Below are 19,249 nucleotides of genomic sequence, written 5' to 3'. Positions count from 1 at the left end.
GGGCTGACTTTGAAAAAACAACCCTCCATGCTGACCCGACAGGTCATTCTTGATGGCTTGAAATATCTGGCCACAGGTGGTTTCTGGCTCAAACACAGCCACTTACCAAAACTCGACCATGCCATCCCTGACGACTTTATCGGGATCTGTGTCGCGAGTAATCAGGATCCTGCCACAGATGATTACGTCTTGACGCAATTGCAGATGCTGGGTGTGACCAGGTTACGGCTCGATATCAGCGATGATGATGCCCGCCCCCATCAAGAGCGTTTTTTGCGCCGTTTGTTAGCGGCTGGCCTCTCGGTGACCTTGCATGTGGTGCAGCCATTTACCGCGGCCAGAAATATGCGTGACGCCAGTGTGCAGCAAGCGTGGGCAACTTTTGTAAATGAGCTATTGCAAGCCTATGCGGGGCGCATTGCGGCGCTGGAGATTGGCAACACGGTCAACCGCAAAAAATGGGCGGGCTATGACATGCCTGGCTTTATGTTGGCCTGGCAGCTGGCTTACGATCTGGCCAGACAATATCAGGTGCGGGTGGTGGGCCCGAATGTGCAGGATTTTGAGCCGCTGTATAACGTCAGTCTGCTGAAAACGCTGGCTCAGACCCGGCGCTTGCCCGATGTGCACAGCAACAACCTGTTTGTGGAACGCGTGATTGAGCCAGAGCTGTCCGATGAGCGTATTTTCAAATATCAGTGGACCCGACACCTCAAGTTTAACCTGATCAAAAAAGCCCGTTTGTTGCAAAAAGTGGGGGAAGATTTTGGTGTGCCTGCGCTGGTGTCGCCGGTGGCCTTCTGGGCGATTTACCGCATCAAACGCCACTTGCCGGATGGCGCGCAAAAACAGGCCGATTACGTGGCACGCTACTTTACTTTGTTGGCCGCCTCTGGGGCTTTGCAGCACGCAAACTGGGGCGCCTTCATTTGTCACCGTGAAGGCTTGATTGATGATGGCCTCAAAGATGCAGAGTATCCTGCTCTGGAGCGCGTCGCCTATTACAAATCGGCCGATGGCCTGCGCGAACACTATCAGCACAGACCCAGTTTTGCGGCATTTAAAACGGCATGCGACTGGCTGAACGGGGCGCACTATATTGCGCCTGTGAGTACCGGCCATGGACTCGAAATCCACGAATTACAGCAGCATGGGAAAACCGTGCATATCGCCTGGACCGTCAACGGTCAATGTGCAGTGCTCGACCAAGTCTATTCCCCGCATTGTTTGCAGCTCGCGCAAATTTTTGACCGTGACGGCCAACCGGTACCAGACCGGCAATTAGTGACCGAGTCACCGGTGTATCTGGTGTGGCCAGAGCCGGACCAGATGTTACTACGCACGGCGCAACCTGCCTTGAGTGGCACGGTGATTCATGCGCATATAGGCGGTAAACAGTATTTTCCGGTACATGAAGGCGATTGGCGCGGCTTGATTCTGGCCAAGGATGCCGAAGAAGCCAGACAATTATGGCAGGCCTGGCATCCGGAAACGCTGACTCCGCCTGCCAAACAGCAGGCGTTGCGCCATGCCAGAAATGCGATTTGGTCCTTGCCTGATCCGAGAACTCCCGGTCAGCAAGTGACTGTGAAAAAACCGGTGCGCATGTATTGGCATAAAACGCTACTGGACAGATTTAAACCCAGCAAAGCCAAGCGTAGCTGGAACGGGGCGATGGAATTGCTGCGGCGAGGCGTGGGCACCGCCATGCCTGTCGCATTCATCGAGCATACGCATGACACTACATTGCGCCGCAATTTTTATATCTGTGATTTTGTGCCGCATCAGTTTGCCATTTCCAAGGCGTTTTTGGCTTTTCGCGAGGGCGCGACCGAATACGAGGGCCTGACTGCCGAGCATTTGTATCAGGCCTTTGCCCGGTTTTGCCTGCATATGCACCATTCGGGGATTTATTTCCGCGACTTTTCCGGGGGTAATATTCTGGTGCAGCGTGAAGGGGATCAGTTACAGTTTGTGCTGATAGACACCGCCCGCTTGCATGCAACGCCTAGAGCGACGCCGATGTCAAATCGTTTGGCAGATTTGACACGCGCCTTGAACAAACTGCATTGGGAAGGCCGCAAGCAGTTTTTGCAAATATATCTCGGCATGAGCGGTCGCCGCCTGAGCTGGCAGTTTTTATGGCCGTTTTACGTCTATGACTTCAAGGTGAGCCTCAAGCGCACCATCGGCCGCAAAGGCATCAGCAAATTGTTGCGCCAGATCAAGTCACGGGTGGATTAAGGGGTATATCAGGCGATACTCATGAAAATCATGAACGCATGTTGCGCAGTTTAATCACGACAATCTTTTAGCCGAGTTTTAATATAGTCACACGTTGATAGCAAGTGCTAAGACGAATTTAGGATAAAGGAGAAATGACTATGTGGACTAAACCAGCTGCTACCGAAATGCGTTTCGGCTTTGAAGTAACTATGTACGTTATGAACAAATAATTTGTTCCTGATGGCATGAACGGGCGCTTTAGCGCCCGTTTTCATTTCCGGCTACTCTGTTATCTTGATAAAAGATGCCGCACAAAACTTTTCTGGTCAAGCCTGCTCAAATGCCAGAATCATTTGAGAGAATTCACTATGCCTGGCCTTACGAAATGCCTGACTCAAATCAGCTCCGCCCTGGTGTTATGGATGGTCCATGCCACCGTCATTGCCTGTCTGGATGAGCAGTCTTTAAAAAGTCTGGCAGACAAGGAAATGCAATACATGCTGCAGCGTATCCCACCTGCATTTGCGGATGCAGTGGCTGATCAGCAGGTCAGTGGCAGCATGTCCGTCACCACGACGCAACCTTGTCAGATCCACTGGCAGTTGCAACTGCCAGCGGCAGACCTCGCCGAAGCACACGCCTTGTTGCAAGCCGATCCGGCCAAGCAAATCATGTTGGCTGCACAAGGCTATCAAGTGCCTGAGACGACAGACAATCAGGCTGATTTTAGTCTAGATGCGGCCAGCTTGCAGCCGCTGCATCGCGATACCTTGCAGACTGCGCCACTGGGTAAATTGCGCGCCAGCGTGGAACTCATGTATGCGATGTTGACCCAGGCCAGGGCCGATGCAGTATCCACGCCCAAGCCCTGGACGGGTGCGGATCAGCAGGCACTGAAGCAGACTTGCCAGCAGCGCTACCATGCCGACGATATGACGCAGGCCTGCGACTGCTATGCACTCGGTCTTGCGCAAAAGTATAGTTACCGGCAAGTGCGTTACAACCACTATCTTTTGACCAATCCATATGCTTTTGCGACCGGCAATGGTGCGGCTTACAAGCAACTGGACAAAGCCTTGCAGGCGACTTGCGGTCTGCAGACGCTCAAATAATGACTTGTGGGTTCACTTAGTAATTTAACTGGCCTGAGAAGTACCAACCGGTCTGGTCGTCCTTGTTGGCGATTCTGCCCAAATCAATATAGGCGCCAGTGATAGACACGTTGCGGTGCGGAAACCAGGTCATGAAAATATCGTGCGCACTGTTTTCTTTGTATACCGACAGGTTATTTGGTTTTCCGCGATATTCAGTGCCGATGAGCCAGTTATCCGAAAGCATGATCGCTGCCGAGGCGGCTGGCAGGATACGATAGCGGTCATGCCGGTCACCGCCAAATCCCAAGAGGCCAAACTGGTTGGCTTTACTGGCATGCAGATTGGCATTGATGAGCAAGTTGTAGCCATTAATCGCACCCAAAAATAACTTGCTGGTGGCCACATAATAATCAATGCCATCGCGATCTTTGGCGCCCAGCGCCTTGGGCACAAAGTGGTAGTCCTCGTTATATTTGTATTGGGCCCCCACCGAGATTTGTGGCAGCCAGCTGTCCTGTTCATAGACGGCGTCGCCTATCAGGCGTAATTTTATGCCTAATGTGTTCAGACGGACTTCCTCGCCAGGCACCGTATCGCTCAAGCCGAACCGCGCCTGGCTGGCACTGAGTTCGATGCGATTGAAAGCACCAATCGCGATCCCAGAGGTATTTAATTTAAAGTCGCCCTTGGTTTGTGCATGCGTATAAAACGCCGAGCCGCCAATTTGTTTGTCTGTGCCATAACCGCTAATCACAGCCCAAGGCATCAAGCCACCGCCTGCCGCCCCCTCAATCTGGGTGACGCCACCGGTCGCTAACAGGCGATCGCCTGCGTTGGCTACGAAAGGCAAGGTCATTGCTGTTGCCACTGCAATGCAGCCGATCAGAAGGGGAGAAGAATGCATGGTAACGCTTTCAAAATTTGATCGAATAGCATCATTATCTCGTTTTCGCGATAAGAATCATTGCGAAAATAGCGATTGATTTGATTGGCTTTTTCATCGTTTCAAACTTTTTAAGCTCACGTAATATGCTGATAGTGTGGCAATTTAACGGAGGAAGAAATGCGAAGGTTGATCTGGATTGGCTTGTTGCTGTGCATGGCGGGGTGTACCGCCCAGCCCAAGCCTGATGCAAGCTTGTTCAGCCGTATCGGTGGCCTGCCGATGCTGAGCCGCTTGTCGAATCAAACTTTGGATATTGTCAGCAAGGATCCACGTACAGCCCGCTCATTTGAAGGGGTGAAAATGGTCACGCTTAAACAGAGTCTGACCAATTTTTTATGTGTTAAAACTGGCGGGCAATGTGAGTATGAGGGCGAGACCATGAAAAATGCGCATGCCGATGTCCATATCACCATGGCAGAATTCGAAATCATGGTTGAGGTATTGCGGGAGCGCATGGATATCAATGGCGTAGGCACCAAAGAAAAGAATGAGCTGTTGAAGATACTGGCGCCCATGAAGCGGGACGTGGTCAGTGATTAAGCTTGCAAAGGATAAAAACATGCGTTTTTTGAGCAGGCCGCTGCTTGGCGCAGGACTCTGGTTACTCTGTCTGGGGCTGTCTGCGCACGCCGCGGAAGTGACGCTCATTGTGACGGATGCTGCGGGCCGGCCGGTCACCGATGCGGTCGTCGCGTTTTATGACAAGAAAACCCCGGCAATCAGTCCAGCCCCTGGCAAGATCGTGCAAAAAAACAAAATGTTTAACCCCAAGGTAACCGTAATCCAGACCGGTACCAAGGTGAATTTTCCGAATGAAGATACGGTGAGGCACCATGTCTACTCATTTTCACCTGCCAAAAAATTCGAGCTGAAGTTGTATTCCGGCGTGCCGACGGACCCCGTCTTGTTTGATCAGGCGGGATTGGTGACATTAGGGTGCAACATTCATGATTCTATGGTAGGGTATATTTATGTCGTCGATACCCCGTTTTTTGTCAAAACGGACGACCAAGGCAAGGCCATGATCAAGCTCAGTGATGGTCAATACAGTTATCAAGCCTGGCTACCAGGACAAAATAAACCTGGTACAGAACAAAAGGTAAATATTGAAGGGGCCGCAACCGAGCTGAAAATTGCGCTTCCCTAACATTCTCACTGCATGATCCAGTTCAAACACATTCGTTCGCGAATTGCTTTTACATTCTTAACCGTGGTCATTGCCATTCAGTTGGCAGGTCTGGTTCCGCTTAAATACGCCCTGGTAAAACATGCCAACCGCCTGGCCAAAGAGCAGATGGAGGTCGGCGAACGGGTATTTGTCAATTTGCTGCAACACAACACGCAAAGTCTCAAACAGGCGACGCAAGTACTGGCTGCGGATTATGCCTTTAGGGAAGCCGTTGCCACCAACGATGCGGAAACGATTGCCTCTGCATTGGAAAGCTACCAGGGCCGCATCCATGCCCAGGTCGCCTATTTCGTCAGTCAAGATGAAGCGATGGTCATCGGCACCCAGGAAAGCGAGTCTGCCATTTCTGGCAGTGCAGCCCATCAGGAGTTTGTACAGGCCATTACTGAGAATCAAACCGGCACACTCAAGTTTGATCTTGTGGATGGCAAGCCTTATCAGTTGATAGCCGTGCCGGTCAAAGCGCCAGATGTCATTGGCTGGATTGTGATGGGCTTTGCCGTGGATAATCGCCTGGCCGCGCAAATCAAGCAACTGACACATCTGGATGTCACCTTTGTACAAAAAAACCATCAGCGTGACTGGGCGCTGGTTACGGGGACCGCCAACCACGAACTTTCAAACCTGCTGGTCAAAACCGTTTCCGATGTGTATGCGCAGAAGCTGTCTTTACACAAGGTCGACCTGGATGGCATTACCTACCATCTTAAAATACGTTCCTTGCATGAAACCAAGGATGAAGCTTTGCTGGTGGTGCTGCAGGGCTCGGTAGAACCTTACCTGCAGGATTTGAACACGCTGTTTAAAGTGATGATTTTCCTGACCTTGCTTGGTGTGGTCATTTTCGCTGCCTTGATCTGGTATGTTTCGCGCAAAACTACCGAACCGATTGCGACGCTGGTTAAAAATGCCGATGACATTGCCATGGGCAATTATGACAAGCCAATTCAGGTGACCAGTACGGATGAGATCGGATTGCTGGCAACCGCCCTCAACAGCATGCGTGAAGCGGTGTTGCAACGCAGCTTGCGCATCCAGCGGCTGGCATTTAATGATGAGCTGACTGGTCTTTCCAACCGCCTGGCATTTACCCAAGGCGTACATCAGGCCATGCTGGCCCATGCCCAGAGCAATGCCAAGCTGAGTATTCTGGTCATCAATATTCACCGCTTCAAGCCCATCAACAAAACGCTAGGTCGGGATTTTGGCGATGATTTGCTGCGCCACGTCGGTCAGGTGCTCAAACAGCATGTATTGAGTGAGCAAGACATGGTGGCGCGCCTTGATGCTGATGAATTTGCCGTGTTGTTACAGCATGCCGATCAGGCGCAAGCCACCCGCTTTGCAGATGCCATCCAACAGGTATTTGAGCAACCGGTGCAGGTGCAGGGCCAAGCCATTGATGTACAGGCGGGCATGGGGATTGCGCTGTATCCCGAACATGGCATGGACGAAGAATCTTTACTCAACCACGCCGAGACGGCACTGCAAGAATCCAGACTCAAAAAGACGCCCTGGATTGTCTACAATACCTCGCTGGAAATTGACCAGTCCGAGACATTGACCCTGATCTCTGACCTTAAGGAAGCCATCCAGCAAAACCAGTTATTGCTCTACATCCAGCCCAAGGTCGATGTCTCGACCCGCCGTGCGCTGGGCGGTGAAGCCCTGATTCGTTGGGTGCATCCGCAAAAAGGCATGATTTTCCCTGACCAGTTTATTCCGTTTGCAGAACAGACCGGTATTATCAGTGACCTCACGCAATGGATGTTGCGCCGCGCCTGTGAAGCGTTGGCGGATTTCAAAAAACAAGGCTTGCATATCAGCCTGGCGGTGAATCTTTCAACCCGTGACCTCAACAACATGGAGTTGCCGCAACAGATTGCCGATTTGTTGGCCGCACATGGCTTGACCACCAAATCACTCAAGCTTGAAATCACCGAAGGCAGCTTGATGCAGGATCCTGAGCGGGCGGAAATTGTCGTGCGCAAACTGGCGGCTATGGGATTGCATCTGGCCATTGATGACTTTGGTACCGGCTACTCCTCGCTGGCTTATTTGCGTCAACTGCCGGTGCAAGAACTTAAAATTGACCGCTCATTTGTCATGTTTATGGATAAAAACGCCGGCGATGCCAGCATCGTGAAATCGACCATCGATCTGGCGCACAACCTGGGCTTGATCGTGGTGGCCGAAGGGATAGAAAACGAACTGGTGCTCAACCAGTTGGCCAAGCTCGGTTGCAATGAAGGGCAAGGCTACTTTATTGGCAAGCCCATGCCAGAAAAAGACTTTTCGATCTGGCTCGAGCGCTGGCAAGGTCAAAACGACATAGACATTGATATCGGCGATGATTTTAACTATGCCGTCAATCCGCTCGATATCGAGCCGGCGCCTCAAGACCCCTACACGCTGGATAACCTCAATTAATTCAATGCTGCGCACCAGGCCTTGATTTCAAGGCAACTGGCCTGTCTATAAGAATTATTTATTGATTGAATTAAATAATTCAATTTTATTTAAAAATAAAAGCGTTTTATCATGCATCTCATACATGAAAGGAGCGCCAAATCAGAATGCACAAGAAAGCCAACTTCATCATTCACTATATGATGCAGTGGCTGAACAAATAAGATTAAAAATTTGTTGAAAATATAATAGCACGCGATTTATAATCGCAGTATATGAATAATTCTGCATCAACCCAAACGCCATTACTTAATGAGCAGTTATGTTTTTCTGTGTATTCGCTGTCGCTGGCGATTAACAAAGTATATCGCCCACTGCTCAAAACACTGGAATTAACCTATCCGCAGTATTTGGTCATGATGGTGTTATGGGAGAGCGATCAGCGTACCGTCAGTGATATTGGTGAGCAGTTGTTTCTGGATTCGGCAACGCTGACCCCTTTGTTGAAAAGGCTGGAAGCCGCTGAATTTTTGCAGCGTGTGCGCTCGACCGAAGATGAAAGGCAAGTGATTATCTGCCTGACGCAGACCGGCCGTCAGCTGAGGCTGAAGGCCGCCGGGATTATGGATGACATGTTGTGTGCCATGGGCTGTTCATTGCAAGAGGTCGGTGAGTTACGCGAGCGCTTGAATGCGCTGCGCAACCATTTGATTCAGCATCAAGCGTAGTAAACATAAACAAATGGTTTATGGTGTTTTAAGTAGTGTGCGATTTAATTTTAAACAATATGAATTTTCATAGAAAGGATTCAACATGAAGATACAAGCGTTAGTTGCCGTGTTATTTGCCACAGCATTGACTGTCTCCAGCCCGTCGGTATTTGCAGAGGAAAAACCGGTGACCGAACAATTGGTGGACACCTTGACCACTTTATCCGGCGGCCCCCATGCCGGCTACCGCGCCAACCATGCCAAAGGCGTGATGGTGGAGGGGACATTCACCCCTTCTGCACAGGCGGCTTCGGTCAGTAAAGCAGGACACTTCCAAAAGGCAACGCCGGTGTTGGTCCGCTACTCGAATGCCACCGGCGTGCCAAATATTCCGGATGCTAATGGCAATGCGTTTCCTAAAGGCATTGCGATCCGCTTTCAATTACCGGATGGCACCGCAACGGATATCGTCAGTATCTCGGTGAATGCTTTTCCAACGGCGACGCCAGAAGATTTTCTGGGCTTGCTCAATGCCGTGCGTGACTCTCAGGGCAGTACGGCCAAGCCTAGCCCCGTCGAGCAGTTTTTAGGCAGCCATCCAGCTGCACTCAAATTTGTGACCACACCCAAACCGGCGCCTGTGAGTTTTGCGACGCAACCTTTTTATGGGGTAAACGCGTTTGAGTTTACCAATGCTGCAGGTAAAACCGTCTTTGGCCGGTACCAGATTGTGCCCGTGGCCGGCGCCAAATTTTTGAGCCAGGAAGCGGCAGACAAAGCCGCACCTGACTACCTGATGACCGATATTGTCGAGCGCGTAAAAACAGGCGGGGTGCAATATAAATTATTGCTGCAACTGGCTGAAGCCGGGGATGAAGTCAACAACGCGACCGTCGTTTGGCCGGACAGCCGCAAGGTGATTGAGTTGGGAACACTGACCTTGAATAAGGCTGTGGCAGACAGTAAAGCGGCTGAAAAGCCCATCATGTTCAATCCGCTACAGCTGACAGACGGCATTGCGCCTAGCAAAGATCCTATTTTGCTGGCCAGACCAGCGGCTTATGCCGTCAGTTATGGCAGAAGATTGGCGCATTAAGCTTATTCAGCAAAGCATGGCGAGCTGAATGTGGAACGGCGTTGTTTGCGTGAGCAAACCGCGCCGTTTGCTTTTAACGCCGGCCAACTACTGGGCGACAAATGCAATCGCTTTGCCATTAATGCAATAGCGCAGTCCACTCTCTGTTTTGCCATCGGGGAAGACGTGGCCCAAATGCGCATCACACACATTGCACTTCACTTCTACGCGTTGCATGCCATGGCTATCGTCGGCGTAATAAGCAATCGCATTCTTTGCAAGGGGCTGGTCAAAGGAAGGCCAACCTGAGGCAGAGTCAAACTTTTGGCTAGAATCAAACAGCGTTTGCGCGCAACAGGCGCAGGCATAGCGCCCTGGCGTAAACGCCACACACATTTCTGACGAAAACGGCCGCTCGGTGGCACTTAAACGTGTAATGGCAAACACATCGTCATCCAAAATCTCGCGCCAGGCACGCACGGATTTTTGCAATTTGCGTTCTGGGGGCAGATTCCCTTCGCGCGAGAGTTTAAGTATATCTTTCCATTTAAGCATGATATCCATCCATCAATTTCCAACCCGGTGACTTGTTACTGTTGAAGGTTTTAATCTTGTATAGCGCTGGGAAAACGGCGTTAAATCATGCATTTCCATGTCTTATCGCCACATTTGCGACTCGCGCTGACAGATAAACTACAAACTATCGAGTATATCACTGGTGTGATAGTTCACCAGACGGGAGACATGCCTTGATTGTTAGACCCAGACCGCACTTGTTTGAACTGTTTTTTATCATCAAAGGTTCTATCGTGCTCAAGATCATGCCGCTGCTGACATTTGTAGCAACACTGTCAGCTATCGTGGTCTCGATTTATACCTTGAAGCCCGACTGGTTACCCAAGTTTGATGGCGGGCCGTTCGCCTTGCTTGGCATCACGCTGTCTATTTTTCTTGCCTTTAGAAACAACGCCTGCTATGAGCGCTGGTGGGAGGCGAGAAAGGTGTGGGGTGAGTTTATGCTCACCGCGAGAAACCTGGCACGCTTGAGCCAGATACTGGATACCCAGGGTGAACTCAGTGCCGCCCGCAAGCAATTGCTGGAATGCAATATTGCTTACGCGCACGCGTTGCTGAAGCAGCTGCGTCCAGGGGATCAACTGCCACGGATCAAGCAACTGTTAGCCGCGCCCGTGGCAGAAGCATACTTGCAGAGCAAAAATCCGCCAGAAGTCATTTTACGTGCCATGGAGCGCATCCTGATTCAGGCCTTAGCGGAGGGGCGCATCCAGCCCATACAGTTTAACCTGCTCGAAGAATTGATTCAGAAGCTGGCGGCGACGCAAGCCGCCTGTGAACGGATCCAGAATACGCCGATTCCGTTTGGCTACACCTTATTGTTACACCGCACCGCCTATACTTTTTGTTTTTTGATGCCCTTTTGTTTTGCCAATACCCTGGGCTGGGCCACACCGTTTGTGACTGCGTTGGCAGCTTATACCCTGTTTGGACTCGATGCTCTCGGTAACGAACTCGAAGAGCCTTTTGCCCCGATTGCCAATGCGCTGCCGATCAACGCGCTGACTGAAGTCATAGACATTGAGCTCATGGAAGCCTTGGGGCAAAGTGATTTGCCCGCGTTGCCGACCGCCAAAGAATTTGTACTAATGTAACTGCACAGACGATTTCTCTACTGAGTGATTTTACTCAGTAGCAGCGATGGATTGGGTGACCGCGGCTAGAGATAGCGGGAAAGTTGCAGGTCTTGCGTCTCGATGGCCGGTGTCTCCTGCGCCATCAAATCGGCCAGTACTTGCCCGGAGCCGCAAGCCATGGTCCAACCCAGCGTGCCGTGCCCAGTATTGAGCCACACATTGGGGTAAGCCGCGCTTGCCTGGCCGATCAGCGGCGTGCCATCCGGGGTCATGGGGCGCAACCCCGTCCAGAATTGCGCTTGTGCGACATCCCCGGCATACGGGAACAAGCCGTTGAATACAAATTCCAGCGTGGCCCGGCGGCTTGGGTTGAGGCTTAAATCAAACCCATGCAATTCCGCCATCCCGCCCACCCGGATGCGCTGGTCAAAGCGCGTAATGGCGACCTTGTAAGTCTCATCCATCACGGTGGACACGGGGGCGGCGGCAGCGTTGATCAGGGGCACGGTCAAAGAATAGCCTTTTACGGGATAGACAGGCAGATTGAGCCCCAATGCCTGCGAAAGTTGGCGCGAGTAGCTGCCAAGGGCGACCACATAATGGTCTGCCTGCAACACTTCCACGCCACTTGCCGTTTGCACTTCTACGCCAAGCAACTGGCTTTGCTGTGTCAGTAAGCGGTGTATTTGCGTTTCTTGTCTGAACTTCACCCCAAGCGCTTGCGCCTTGGCTGCCAGTTGCGTGGTAAATAGCTGACAATCCCCGGTTTCATCCCCAGGCAGATACAACCCACCCAGCAACGCATCTTGTACGTGAACCAGAGCGGGTTCAATGCGCACGCAGCCTGCCGCATCCAAATGCTCAAACGGCACGCCCATGCGTTCAAGTACGGCAATATCCTTGGCTTCGGCGGCGAGTTGTTTTTGGGTGCGGAATACCTGTAAGGTCCCTTGACTGCGTTGCTCATAATGCAAGCCCGTCTCTGCACGCAAACGACGCAGACAATCGCGGCTATACTCAGCCAGACGCACCATGCGCGATTTATTCAATTCATAACGTTCGAAGGAGCAATTGCTTAAAAACTGTGCAATCCATTGACATTGCCAACGCGTGAAATCCGGTTTGAGTGAGAGTGGCGCATGGCGCTGAAACAGCCATTTAAGCGCCTTGAGGGGCACATCCGGGCTGGCCCAAGGGGCGGAATAACCCGGTGAAATTTGCCCTGCATTGGCAAAACTGGTCTCCAGGGCGACCGCTGGTTGACGGTCTATGACCGTGACTTCAAAGCCTTTTAACGCCAGATAATAAGCGCTTGTCACGCCTATCACCCCGGAACCCAGCACTAAGACCCGCATGATGACACTCCTGCAACGATAGTGAGGCAGTCATGATGGACTTACTCGCACTGGATGATGTTAACAAAATCGGCTGTCAGCAGGGGGAATATGATCGCGTTAAGGTTGAGACGGGCGGTCAGGCTATCTGCTTTTCCAGTGCCTCTAGCATCACTCTGGCCGGATCACAGTCTGTTTGTGCCGCAATTTCTACCATGCCAGTCGGACTGGTGACATTCACTTCGGTCAGGTAGTCGCCAATCACATCCAGCCCGACTAAAAACAGGCCGTGTTGTTTCAGCACACTGCCGACGGTCTCGGCAATTTCTTTGTCACGGGCAGTCAGGGGTTGGGCCACGCCTTTGCCGCCGGCGGCCAGGTTGCCACGGGTTTCGCCGGTTTTTGGGATGCGGGCGAGGGCGTAGGGCAGGGGGTCACCGTTGATGATCAGGATGCGCTTGTCACCTTTGACGATCTCTGGAATATAGCGCTGGACCATGATGGTTTGTGCTTCAAATCGGGTCAGCGTTTCCAGGATGGCGTAAATATTGGGATCGTCCTGACGCAAGCGGAAAATGCCGCTGCCACCCATGCCATCCAGCGGTTTGACGATGATGTCCTGATGTTCGGCCAGAAAGGCCAGAATTTTGCTTTGCAGGCTGGTGACGATAAACGGCGGGGCAAATTGCGGAAAGCGCGCGACAGATAGTTTTTCGTTCCAGCCGCGAATGGATGACGGGTCGTTAAAGATACGTGCCCCTTGCTGTTGCGCCAGCTCAAGCAAATAGGTGCTATACAGGTATTCGTTATCAAACGGCGGGTCTTTACGCATCAGCACCGCATCAAAACTTGCGGGGGCTTGTGTGGTTTTGTCACCGGTTTGCCAGTGCTCGTCTGCATTAAACGCAAATGTCTGCGCATCCACCTTGACCTCGGCTTGCTGCAAGTGCCAGTCGTGTTGTTCGCAGACCCATAGCACGTGTCCACGCGCTTGCGCCGCGCGCATGATGGCAAGGCTGGTGTCTTTGTAACTTTTGAGTGAGGCCAGCGGATCAAGAATAAACAGCAGTTTCATGATGAACCTTTGCTATGCGGTGAGCAGGTCGTTTTCCGGCAGGTCCCGCGCTTGCAGCTCGAGGCCAGCCGCTAACAGGGCCAGTCTTGCGACCACGCCATAAGCATAGAAGCGGTTGGGTGGCGCATCGGGGGCGCCGGCACAGTCGGGTAGGGTACAGGGTTTTTCAAACGCGAGCGGGGCAAAGTGCATGCCGGGCGCATTCAGGTTCTCATCGACGCCACGGCCGGTGTGCACACGGTAAAAACCGCCAATCACAAAGTGATCCATCATATACACCACTGGCTCGGCTACCGCGTCATTGATGCTTTCAAAGGTATAAACGCCTTCCTGGATCATCACTTCAGACACTTGCATGCCTTCTTTGATCACCGACATTTTATTCCGTGCCTTGCGGTTGAGGTCGCGTACCTCGTCAGCAGATTTCACGCTCATAATGCCCATGCCATAGGTACCTGCATCGGCTTTGACAATCGCAAACGGTGGCTGCGTGATGCCATATTCGTCGTATTTAGCCTGCGTTTTTTTCAGGATGGCTTCGACCTTATCGGCCAGCAGGTCTTCACCTACCCGGGCGTGAAAGTCCAGGCCGCTGGCGGTATCAAAGTAGGGATTTAGCAACCAGGGATCAATTTGCAGCAATTGCGAGAATTCATCGACAACAGTGTTATACGCGCTAAAGTGCTGCGATTTGCGTCGGCTGAACCAGCCTGCATGTAACGGTGGAATCAGGGTTTGCTCCAGGCCTTGCAGCAGGTCGGGCACGCCACCGGACAAATCGTTATTGAGCAGAATGGCACAGCTGTCAAAGGCCGGGTATTCCACGCCTTCAAACGTTGCCGCCTTCAGTTGCAGGCGGTTTTTTACGCGCACCAGCGGTTCCAGTACCAGCGGCAAGCCATCATGGGTTTCTAGTTTGGTGATCTCGGTAATCTCTGGCGACAAGCTGCCGACACGGACTTCCATGCCGGCGGTTTTGAGAATGTGACAGAGCTCAACCACATTACGCAGGTAGTAGGTGTTGCGGGTATGGTTTTCGGGGATCAGAAGTAAACGGCGTGCATCTGGGCAGATTTTTTCGACCGCCATTTGTGCGGCTTGCACAGCCAAGCTTAAAAATTCGGGATTCAGGTTATTAAAACCGCCTGGAAACAGGTTGGTATCCACCGGGGCAATCTTGAAGCCGGCATTGCGCAGGTCCACACTGGCATAAAACGGGGCGGGAATTTCCTGCCATTTGGTGCGGAACCAGTGCTCAATATCCGGCATGGCTTGCAAAACGCGTTTTTCCAGTGTGTAGAGAGGGCCGCTTAAAGCCGTGGTTAAGTGTGGAACCATGGTTGCTCCTGTGCTTGTTATTTTATTCACCGGTTACCCGGCAGTGCTGATGCAATGATTAGGCGATGACCGCATGCGCCTGCTGGTCGGCATGATAGCTGCTGCGCACCATGGGCCCGCTCGCCGCATTGTCAAAGCCCATGGCATCGGCTTGTTGTTTAAACCATTCAAAACGCTCTGGCGTGACATATCTCAACACCGGCAAGTGATGGACGCTGGGTTGCAAGTATTGCCCCAGGGTAAGCATGCTGACGCCATGTGCGCGCAGGTCACGCATGACCTCTAAAATTTCCTCATCTGTTTCACCCAGGCCCAGCATCAAGCCAGATTTGGTCGGCACCGTTGGGTACAGTTCACCAAACTGTTTGAGCAAATCCAGCGAATGCTGGTAGTCAGAACCAGGGCGCGCCTGTTTATACAAACGCGGCACCGTTTCCAGGTTATGGTTCATGACATCTGGCGGTGCTTCACGCAGAATTTTGAGCGAGATGTCGAGGCGGCCCCTAAAATCTGGCACCAGAATTTCAATTTTAATGGCTGGGGATTGGGCGCGAATGGCGCGGATGCAGTCGACAAAATGCTGCGCGCCACCGTCAGGCAAATCATCGCGGTCTACTGAGGTGACGACTACATAGCGCAGTTTCATCTGTGCGATGGTGCGGGCGAGGTTTTCTGGCTCATTTGGATCGGGTGGTAAGGGTTTGCCGTGTGCGACGTCGCAAAAGGGGCAACGGCGGGTGCAGATATCGCCCAGAATCATAAAGGTCGCCGTGCCGCCACTAAAGCATTCGCCAATATTGGGGCAGCTGGCTTCTTCACAGACGGTATGCAGATTGTTGTCGCGCAGGACTTGCTTGATTTCCTGGAACCGTGCCGAGTCCGGCACTTTCATGCGTATCCATTCGGGCTTGCGCAGCATGGGTTGCGGCACGATCTTGATCGGGATACGCGAGGTTTTTGCTGCGTCTATTTCTTTCACGCCAGCCACTTTCTTGGCCGGGCGGCTGCTTGCATCTATTGGGGTCGAATTATCTGACATGCGTCAGTTTCTCTTTCAATCGGTGGGTTAAATCGGCGGCAATGTCAGGCATTTGCAGCGCAATATTTAATTCCCGGGTTTGCGTCATTTGCATGCCGGCATAACCACACGGGTCTATATCGGCAAACGGCTGTAAATCCATGTCTATATTCAAACTCAGGCCATGGTAGCAGCACTGGTTTTTCAGGCGTAGCCCCAGCGAGGCAATTTTTTTGCCGTCTACATACACGCCAGGGGCATCCGCGCGGGCCACAGCCACCACGCCTTGTGCGGCCAGCCATTCTATCAGGCTGTCTTCCAAGATGGAGACAAGTTGCCGGACATTCAAGTGGCCGCGTGCCAGATCGATCAGGCAATAAATAATGAGTTGGCCCGGGCCGTGGTAAGTGATTTTGCCACCGCGGTCTACATTCACCACCGGAATTGCATTCTGTGGCAGGCGCACGCCGCGGCGGTTGAGGCCTAGCGTATACACAGGCGGATGTTCGGTGACCCAGAGCTGGTCAGGAGTACTGGTCGTGCGTTGGGCAGTGTATGCCTGCATGGCAGCCAGCGTGGCTGCATAATCAGTCAGCCCCAACTGGCGGATTTCCAAGGCAGGCATGATCGAAAAAGGCTTACAGCACAACCTTGACCATGGGGTGAGCGGTCAGGCTGCGGTAAATATCATCCAGTTGTGGCTTGGAGGTGACATACACCAGACAGGTCAGGCTCAGGTATTTGCCATTGCTGCTGCCACGCATTTCAATCAGGTGCGTATCAAAGTCTGGCCAGTGCAACTGGATGGTGCGGGTAATTTCGCTGGCGAAATCATCATGCGTTTCACCCATGACCTTGATCGGGAAATTGGTGGGAAACTCAATCAGGGTCTCTTCTATTTCCGGTAATTGCTCGAACTTGGTCATATGTTACCTACCTTTTAAACAGTCAGTGACGGTCAGCCTGTTTATTGCAAATACAAGCGGACCTGATCGATCATGCGTGAAAAGATATTGCTGGCCTCGACTGCCTGCATGGTGACCAGCGGCACGCTATGCACCACCTTGCCATTGAGGCTGAAATCCACCGCACCAACCGTTTGATGTGCTTTTAACGGCGCTTCAAGCGGTTTGGGCACGCGTAGATTCGCTTTCATATTGGCATATTCACCCTGGGGCAGCGTCAGGTAAACCGGTTTTACCACTGTGAGGTCAACCTGGTTTTCTGTCCCTTTCCATACCTTTTGCCGCGTAATCGCTTTGTCCGCCGCATAAATCAGTCTGGATTCATAAAACTGGAAGCCAAAATTCAGTAATTTTTGACTCTCAGCGGCGCGTACATTGTCAGAGGTGGTGCCAAGTACCACAGAAATCAAGCGGAAGTCATTGCGTTTGGCCGAAGAAATCAGGCAGTAACCGGCGGATTCGGTATGGCCGGTTTTCATGCCATCAACCGTGGGGTCTATAAACAGCAAGCGGTTGCGGTTAGGCTGGGTGATGTTGTTATAGGTGTAAGACTTTTGCGAATACAAGCGCGCGTAGTCTTGCGGAAAGTCCCGAATCAGCGCATTGGCCAAAATGGACAAGTCACGTGCGGTGGTGACATGGGCCGGGTCTGGCAAGCCTGTCGCATTCATAAAGTGGCTGTTTTTCATGCCCAGCGCGGCCGCTTTTTTGTTCATCAGCGTGGCGAACAATTCTTCACTGCCCGCAATGCCTTCGGCCAGGGTAATGGCCGCATCATTGCCTGACTGAATAATCAGGCCATGAAGCAACTCATCCACAGTGACGGTCATCGTCGTGTCGATAAACATTTTTGAGCCTTCGACCTTCCAGGCTTTTTGACTCACGGGCAAAGTCTGTGTCAGTGACAAGCGCTTTTGCTTGACCGCTTCAAAGGTCAGGTAAGCGGTCATTACTTTGGTCAGTGACGCAGGTTCCACCGGCATGTCGGGGTTGTTCGCAGCCAGCAGATTGCCGGTATTAGCATCGCGCAGCACAAAGGCTTTGGCCGCCAGCGTGGGTACAGGTACATTGCCGGTAATGGCTTCAGCCGCCACCGTCATTAAAGGAATGGAAAGTAGAAAAGCAATACAAGAACGCCACATGGTCATCATTTAACGAGAAAAAATACTTAACGAGAAAACGGTGCTAGCGGGAAAAAACAAGCGCTGGCAACTGCAATTGGTCACGCATCTGATTGGCTGCTTGCGCGGCCATGGCGTGATCAGGATATGGGCCCAGAACAACCTGGAACATCTTGCCATTATACACTTTGTTCAGCAGGCTTTGTGTCTCGGGTACCGCATTGGAAATGCGCTGCTGCAGGCGGTCGGCATTTTCTTCAACGCCAAAGGCGCCGACCTGTACATACACACCGGTGTTGTCGAGTGAGGCAGATGGTTTTGCCGATGCTTTGGGCATGCTTGCCGGCGCAATGTCTCTGGCGACGCCTGCACTGCTCGGGGCCGCAGCTATCTCCGGCTGGTTGGGATCAATTAAAGTGATCTCTACCTGGGCCGAGCCATGCTGGGTGATATCGAGTTGTTTGGCGGCGGCATACGATAAATCGATGATGCGGTCGCGGCCAAAAGGGCCGCGGTCATTGACCCTGGCAATCAGGTTTTTGCCATTGCTCAGGTTGGTGACGCGCACATAACTTGGAATTGGCAGTGTGCGGTGGGCGGCGCTGAGTTTATACATGTTATAAGGCTCACCACTGGCGGTACGGCGGCCATGAAATTTTTTACCATACCAGGAAGCGTGTCCGGTTTGCGTAAATGGCGTTGTAATTTCCGACATTGGCGACACCAGTTCCCCATTCACGATATAAGGCTTGGTGGTCCCTTTCACGATGGGCTCCAACTTGGGCGTCACCGAGGTTTCCAGTGGAATGTTCGGATCAATGCCTTCGGTGGCATTGCCAGTGCTCTCGGGTTTGGGGTCAATATTAATGACTTTGGGTGCGCCTAGGGGCGCACTGCTGCCCGGCAATACCGCAGGCGGCGCAGGCGAGGCTGCGGGCGCGGCAGGGCGTGGCGTGGGCACGGGTTTTATTGGCGCAGGCGCCGTTGGACGTGACGGCATGCTGCTTTCGCAGGCAACCAGCCCGGCAGCCAGCAGCACGATAAAGAGTCTTTGTAGGGACAATGACATCAAGGTCCTTCAGTGGTTTCTGGCCACG

At 52.3% G+C, this 19,249-nt stretch carries 19 protein-coding genes; 9 read left to right on the top strand and 10 right to left on the bottom strand.

The features are described from left to right. Window positions 1-9: 9 nt before the first annotated feature. From Q9292_RS02820 to Q9292_RS02810, 3 genes are all read left to right on the top strand, one after another. A complete protein-coding gene (locus Q9292_RS02820) occupies window positions 10-2,244 on the top strand; it encodes a lipopolysaccharide kinase InaA family protein (protein WP_313984516.1) in 2,235 nt (744 codons plus the stop codon). A 140-nt stretch (window positions 2,245-2,384) separates the two neighbouring features. Continuing rightward, window positions 2,385-2,456, top strand: coding sequence for a pyrroloquinoline quinone precursor peptide PqqA (gene pqqA / locus Q9292_RS02815; RefSeq protein WP_081624291.1), 72 nt, complete (start codon window positions 2,385-2,387; stop codon window positions 2,454-2,456). 138 nt (window positions 2,457-2,594) lie between these two features. Continuing rightward, complete coding sequence (locus Q9292_RS02810; RefSeq protein ID WP_275357374.1) at window positions 2,595-3,338, top strand: hypothetical protein; 744 nt, start codon at window positions 2,595-2,597, stop codon at window positions 3,336-3,338. A gap of 16 nt (window positions 3,339-3,354) precedes the next feature. On the opposite strand, the gene Q9292_RS02805 is transcribed toward Q9292_RS02810, so the two are convergent. Then, complete coding sequence (locus Q9292_RS02805) at window positions 3,355-4,176, bottom strand: DUF3034 family protein (RefSeq protein WP_313985771.1); 822 nt, start codon at window positions 4,174-4,176, stop codon at window positions 3,355-3,357. 207 nt (window positions 4,177-4,383) lie between these two features. On the opposite strand from Q9292_RS02805, the gene Q9292_RS02800 reads away from it, so the two are divergent. From Q9292_RS02800 to Q9292_RS02780, 5 genes are all read left to right on the top strand, one after another. Continuing rightward, complete coding sequence (locus Q9292_RS02800; protein WP_313984512.1) at window positions 4,384-4,806, top strand: group 1 truncated hemoglobin; 423 nt, start codon at window positions 4,384-4,386, stop codon at window positions 4,804-4,806. A gap of 19 nt (window positions 4,807-4,825) precedes the next feature. After that, the gene (locus Q9292_RS02795; protein ID WP_313984509.1) at window positions 4,826-5,413 is read left to right on the top strand and encodes a methylamine utilization protein; all 588 of its coding nucleotides are present in this window, start codon (window positions 4,826-4,828) and stop codon (window positions 5,411-5,413) included. A 12-nt stretch (window positions 5,414-5,425) separates the two neighbouring features. After that, the gene (locus Q9292_RS02790; RefSeq protein ID WP_313984506.1) at window positions 5,426-7,885 is read left to right on the top strand and encodes an EAL domain-containing protein; all 2,460 of its coding nucleotides are present in this window, start codon (window positions 5,426-5,428) and stop codon (window positions 7,883-7,885) included. Window positions 7,886-8,139: 254 nt separating this feature from the next. Further along, a complete protein-coding gene (locus Q9292_RS02785; RefSeq protein ID WP_194749059.1) occupies window positions 8,140-8,592 on the top strand; it encodes a MarR family winged helix-turn-helix transcriptional regulator in 453 nt (150 codons plus the stop codon). 85 nt (window positions 8,593-8,677) lie between these two features. Further along, window positions 8,678-9,670 carry a catalase family peroxidase gene (locus tag Q9292_RS02780; protein WP_313984499.1) on the top strand — a complete coding sequence of 331 codons (993 nt, stop codon included), beginning with the start codon at window positions 8,678-8,680 and terminating at the stop codon, window positions 9,668-9,670. A gap of 87 nt (window positions 9,671-9,757) precedes the next feature. Here Q9292_RS02780 and msrB read toward each other — a convergent pair whose 3' ends face one another. Continuing rightward, window positions 9,758-10,204, bottom strand: a complete 447-nt coding sequence (gene msrB / locus Q9292_RS02775) for a peptide-methionine (R)-S-oxide reductase MsrB (RefSeq protein WP_194749056.1) — start codon at window positions 10,202-10,204, stop codon at window positions 9,758-9,760. A 194-nt stretch (window positions 10,205-10,398) separates the two neighbouring features. Between msrB and Q9292_RS02770 the strand changes: the two genes are divergently transcribed. Next, a complete protein-coding gene (locus tag Q9292_RS02770) occupies window positions 10,399-11,319 on the top strand; it encodes a bestrophin family protein (RefSeq protein WP_313984493.1) in 921 nt (306 codons plus the stop codon). A 65-nt stretch (window positions 11,320-11,384) separates the two neighbouring features. Here Q9292_RS02770 and Q9292_RS02765 read toward each other — a convergent pair whose 3' ends face one another. The 8 genes from Q9292_RS02765 to Q9292_RS02730 form a co-directional block, all read right to left on the bottom strand. Further along, window positions 11,385-12,656: a D-amino acid dehydrogenase gene (locus tag Q9292_RS02765; RefSeq protein ID WP_313984490.1), complete on the bottom strand. Its 1,272-nt coding sequence runs from the start codon at window positions 12,654-12,656 to the stop codon at window positions 11,385-11,387. Between the two features lie 118 nt (window positions 12,657-12,774). Further along, entirely contained in the window at window positions 12,775-13,710 is a 936-nt protein-coding gene (gshB, locus tag Q9292_RS02760; protein WP_313984487.1) for a glutathione synthase, read from the bottom strand. Between the two features lie 12 nt (window positions 13,711-13,722). Further along, window positions 13,723-15,048 carry a glutamate--cysteine ligase gene (gene gshA, locus Q9292_RS02755; RefSeq protein ID WP_313984485.1) on the bottom strand — a complete coding sequence of 442 codons (1,326 nt, stop codon included), beginning with the start codon at window positions 15,046-15,048 and terminating at the stop codon, window positions 13,723-13,725. Window positions 15,049-15,106: 58 nt separating this feature from the next. After that, a complete protein-coding gene (gene lipA / locus Q9292_RS02750; RefSeq protein WP_313984482.1) occupies window positions 15,107-16,087 on the bottom strand; it encodes a lipoyl synthase in 981 nt (326 codons plus the stop codon). Further along, window positions 16,077-16,691, bottom strand: coding sequence for a lipoyl(octanoyl) transferase LipB (gene lipB / locus Q9292_RS02745; protein WP_313984480.1), 615 nt, complete (start codon window positions 16,689-16,691; stop codon window positions 16,077-16,079). The genes lipA and lipB overlap by 11 nt, the downstream gene beginning before the upstream one ends. 13 nt (window positions 16,692-16,704) lie before the next feature. Beyond that, entirely contained in the window at window positions 16,705-16,992 is a 288-nt protein-coding gene (locus Q9292_RS02740; RefSeq protein ID WP_194749045.1) for a YbeD family protein, read from the bottom strand. 41 nt (window positions 16,993-17,033) lie between these two features. Beyond that, window positions 17,034-18,131 (bottom strand): D-alanyl-D-alanine carboxypeptidase family protein, encoded by a 1,098-nt coding sequence (locus Q9292_RS02735; protein WP_313985768.1) that lies wholly within the window; start codon window positions 18,129-18,131, stop codon window positions 17,034-17,036. An 85-nt stretch (window positions 18,132-18,216) separates the two neighbouring features. Further along, a complete protein-coding gene (locus tag Q9292_RS02730) occupies window positions 18,217-19,221 on the bottom strand; it encodes a septal ring lytic transglycosylase RlpA family protein (RefSeq protein ID WP_275357361.1) in 1,005 nt (334 codons plus the stop codon). Window positions 19,222-19,249: the final 28 nt, after the last annotated feature.

The organism is Methylophilus sp. VKM B-3414 (genome assembly GCF_032248435.1).
Lineage (GTDB): Bacteria > Pseudomonadota > Gammaproteobacteria > Burkholderiales > Methylophilaceae > Methylophilus > Methylophilus glucosoxydans.
Note: the sequence above shows the minus strand (reverse complement) of the source record. Positions and strands in the feature narration are given on the sequence as shown.

What these genes read in the sequence shown, in the direction of transcription:
- msrB (WP_194749056.1), bottom strand. Translation starts at nt 10,204, where the DNA reads ATGCTTAAATGGAAAGATATACTTAAACTCTCGCGCGAAGGGAATCTG.
- Q9292_RS02740 (WP_194749045.1), bottom strand. Translation starts at nt 16,992, where the DNA reads ATGACCAAGTTCGAGCAATTACCGGAAATAGAAGAGACCCTGATTGAG.
- Q9292_RS02810 (WP_275357374.1), top strand. Translation starts at nt 2,595, where the DNA reads ATGCCTGGCCTTACGAAATGCCTGACTCAAATCAGCTCCGCCCTGGTG.
- Q9292_RS02785 (WP_194749059.1), top strand. Translation starts at nt 8,140, where the DNA reads ATGAATAATTCTGCATCAACCCAAACGCCATTACTTAATGAGCAGTTA.
- Q9292_RS02795 (WP_313984509.1), top strand. Translation starts at nt 4,826, where the DNA reads ATGCGTTTTTTGAGCAGGCCGCTGCTTGGCGCAGGACTCTGGTTACTC.
- Q9292_RS02780 (WP_313984499.1), top strand. Translation starts at nt 8,678, where the DNA reads ATGAAGATACAAGCGTTAGTTGCCGTGTTATTTGCCACAGCATTGACT.
- Q9292_RS02730 (WP_275357361.1), bottom strand. Translation starts at nt 19,221, where the DNA reads ATGTCATTGTCCCTACAAAGACTCTTTATCGTGCTGCTGGCTGCCGGG.
- Q9292_RS02805 (WP_313985771.1), bottom strand. Translation starts at nt 4,176, where the DNA reads ATGACCTTGCCTTTCGTAGCCAACGCAGGCGATCGCCTGTTAGCGACC.
- lipA (WP_313984482.1), bottom strand. Translation starts at nt 16,087, where the DNA reads ATGTCAGATAATTCGACCCCAATAGATGCAAGCAGCCGCCCGGCCAAG.
- gshB (WP_313984487.1), bottom strand. Translation starts at nt 13,710, where the DNA reads ATGAAACTGCTGTTTATTCTTGATCCGCTGGCCTCACTCAAAAGTTAC.
- Q9292_RS02735 (WP_313985768.1), bottom strand. Translation starts at nt 18,131, where the DNA reads ATGACGGTGGCGGCTGAAGCCATTACCGGCAATGTACCTGTACCCACG.
- gshA (WP_313984485.1), bottom strand. Translation starts at nt 15,048, where the DNA reads ATGGTTCCACACTTAACCACGGCTTTAAGCGGCCCTCTCTACACACTG.
- Q9292_RS02800 (WP_313984512.1), top strand. Translation starts at nt 4,384, where the DNA reads ATGCGAAGGTTGATCTGGATTGGCTTGTTGCTGTGCATGGCGGGGTGT.
- Q9292_RS02765 (WP_313984490.1), bottom strand. Translation starts at nt 12,656, where the DNA reads ATGCGGGTCTTAGTGCTGGGTTCCGGGGTGATAGGCGTGACAAGCGCT.
- lipB (WP_313984480.1), bottom strand. Translation starts at nt 16,691, where the DNA reads ATGCCTGCCTTGGAAATCCGCCAGTTGGGGCTGACTGATTATGCAGCC.
- Q9292_RS02790 (WP_313984506.1), top strand. Translation starts at nt 5,426, where the DNA reads ATGATCCAGTTCAAACACATTCGTTCGCGAATTGCTTTTACATTCTTA.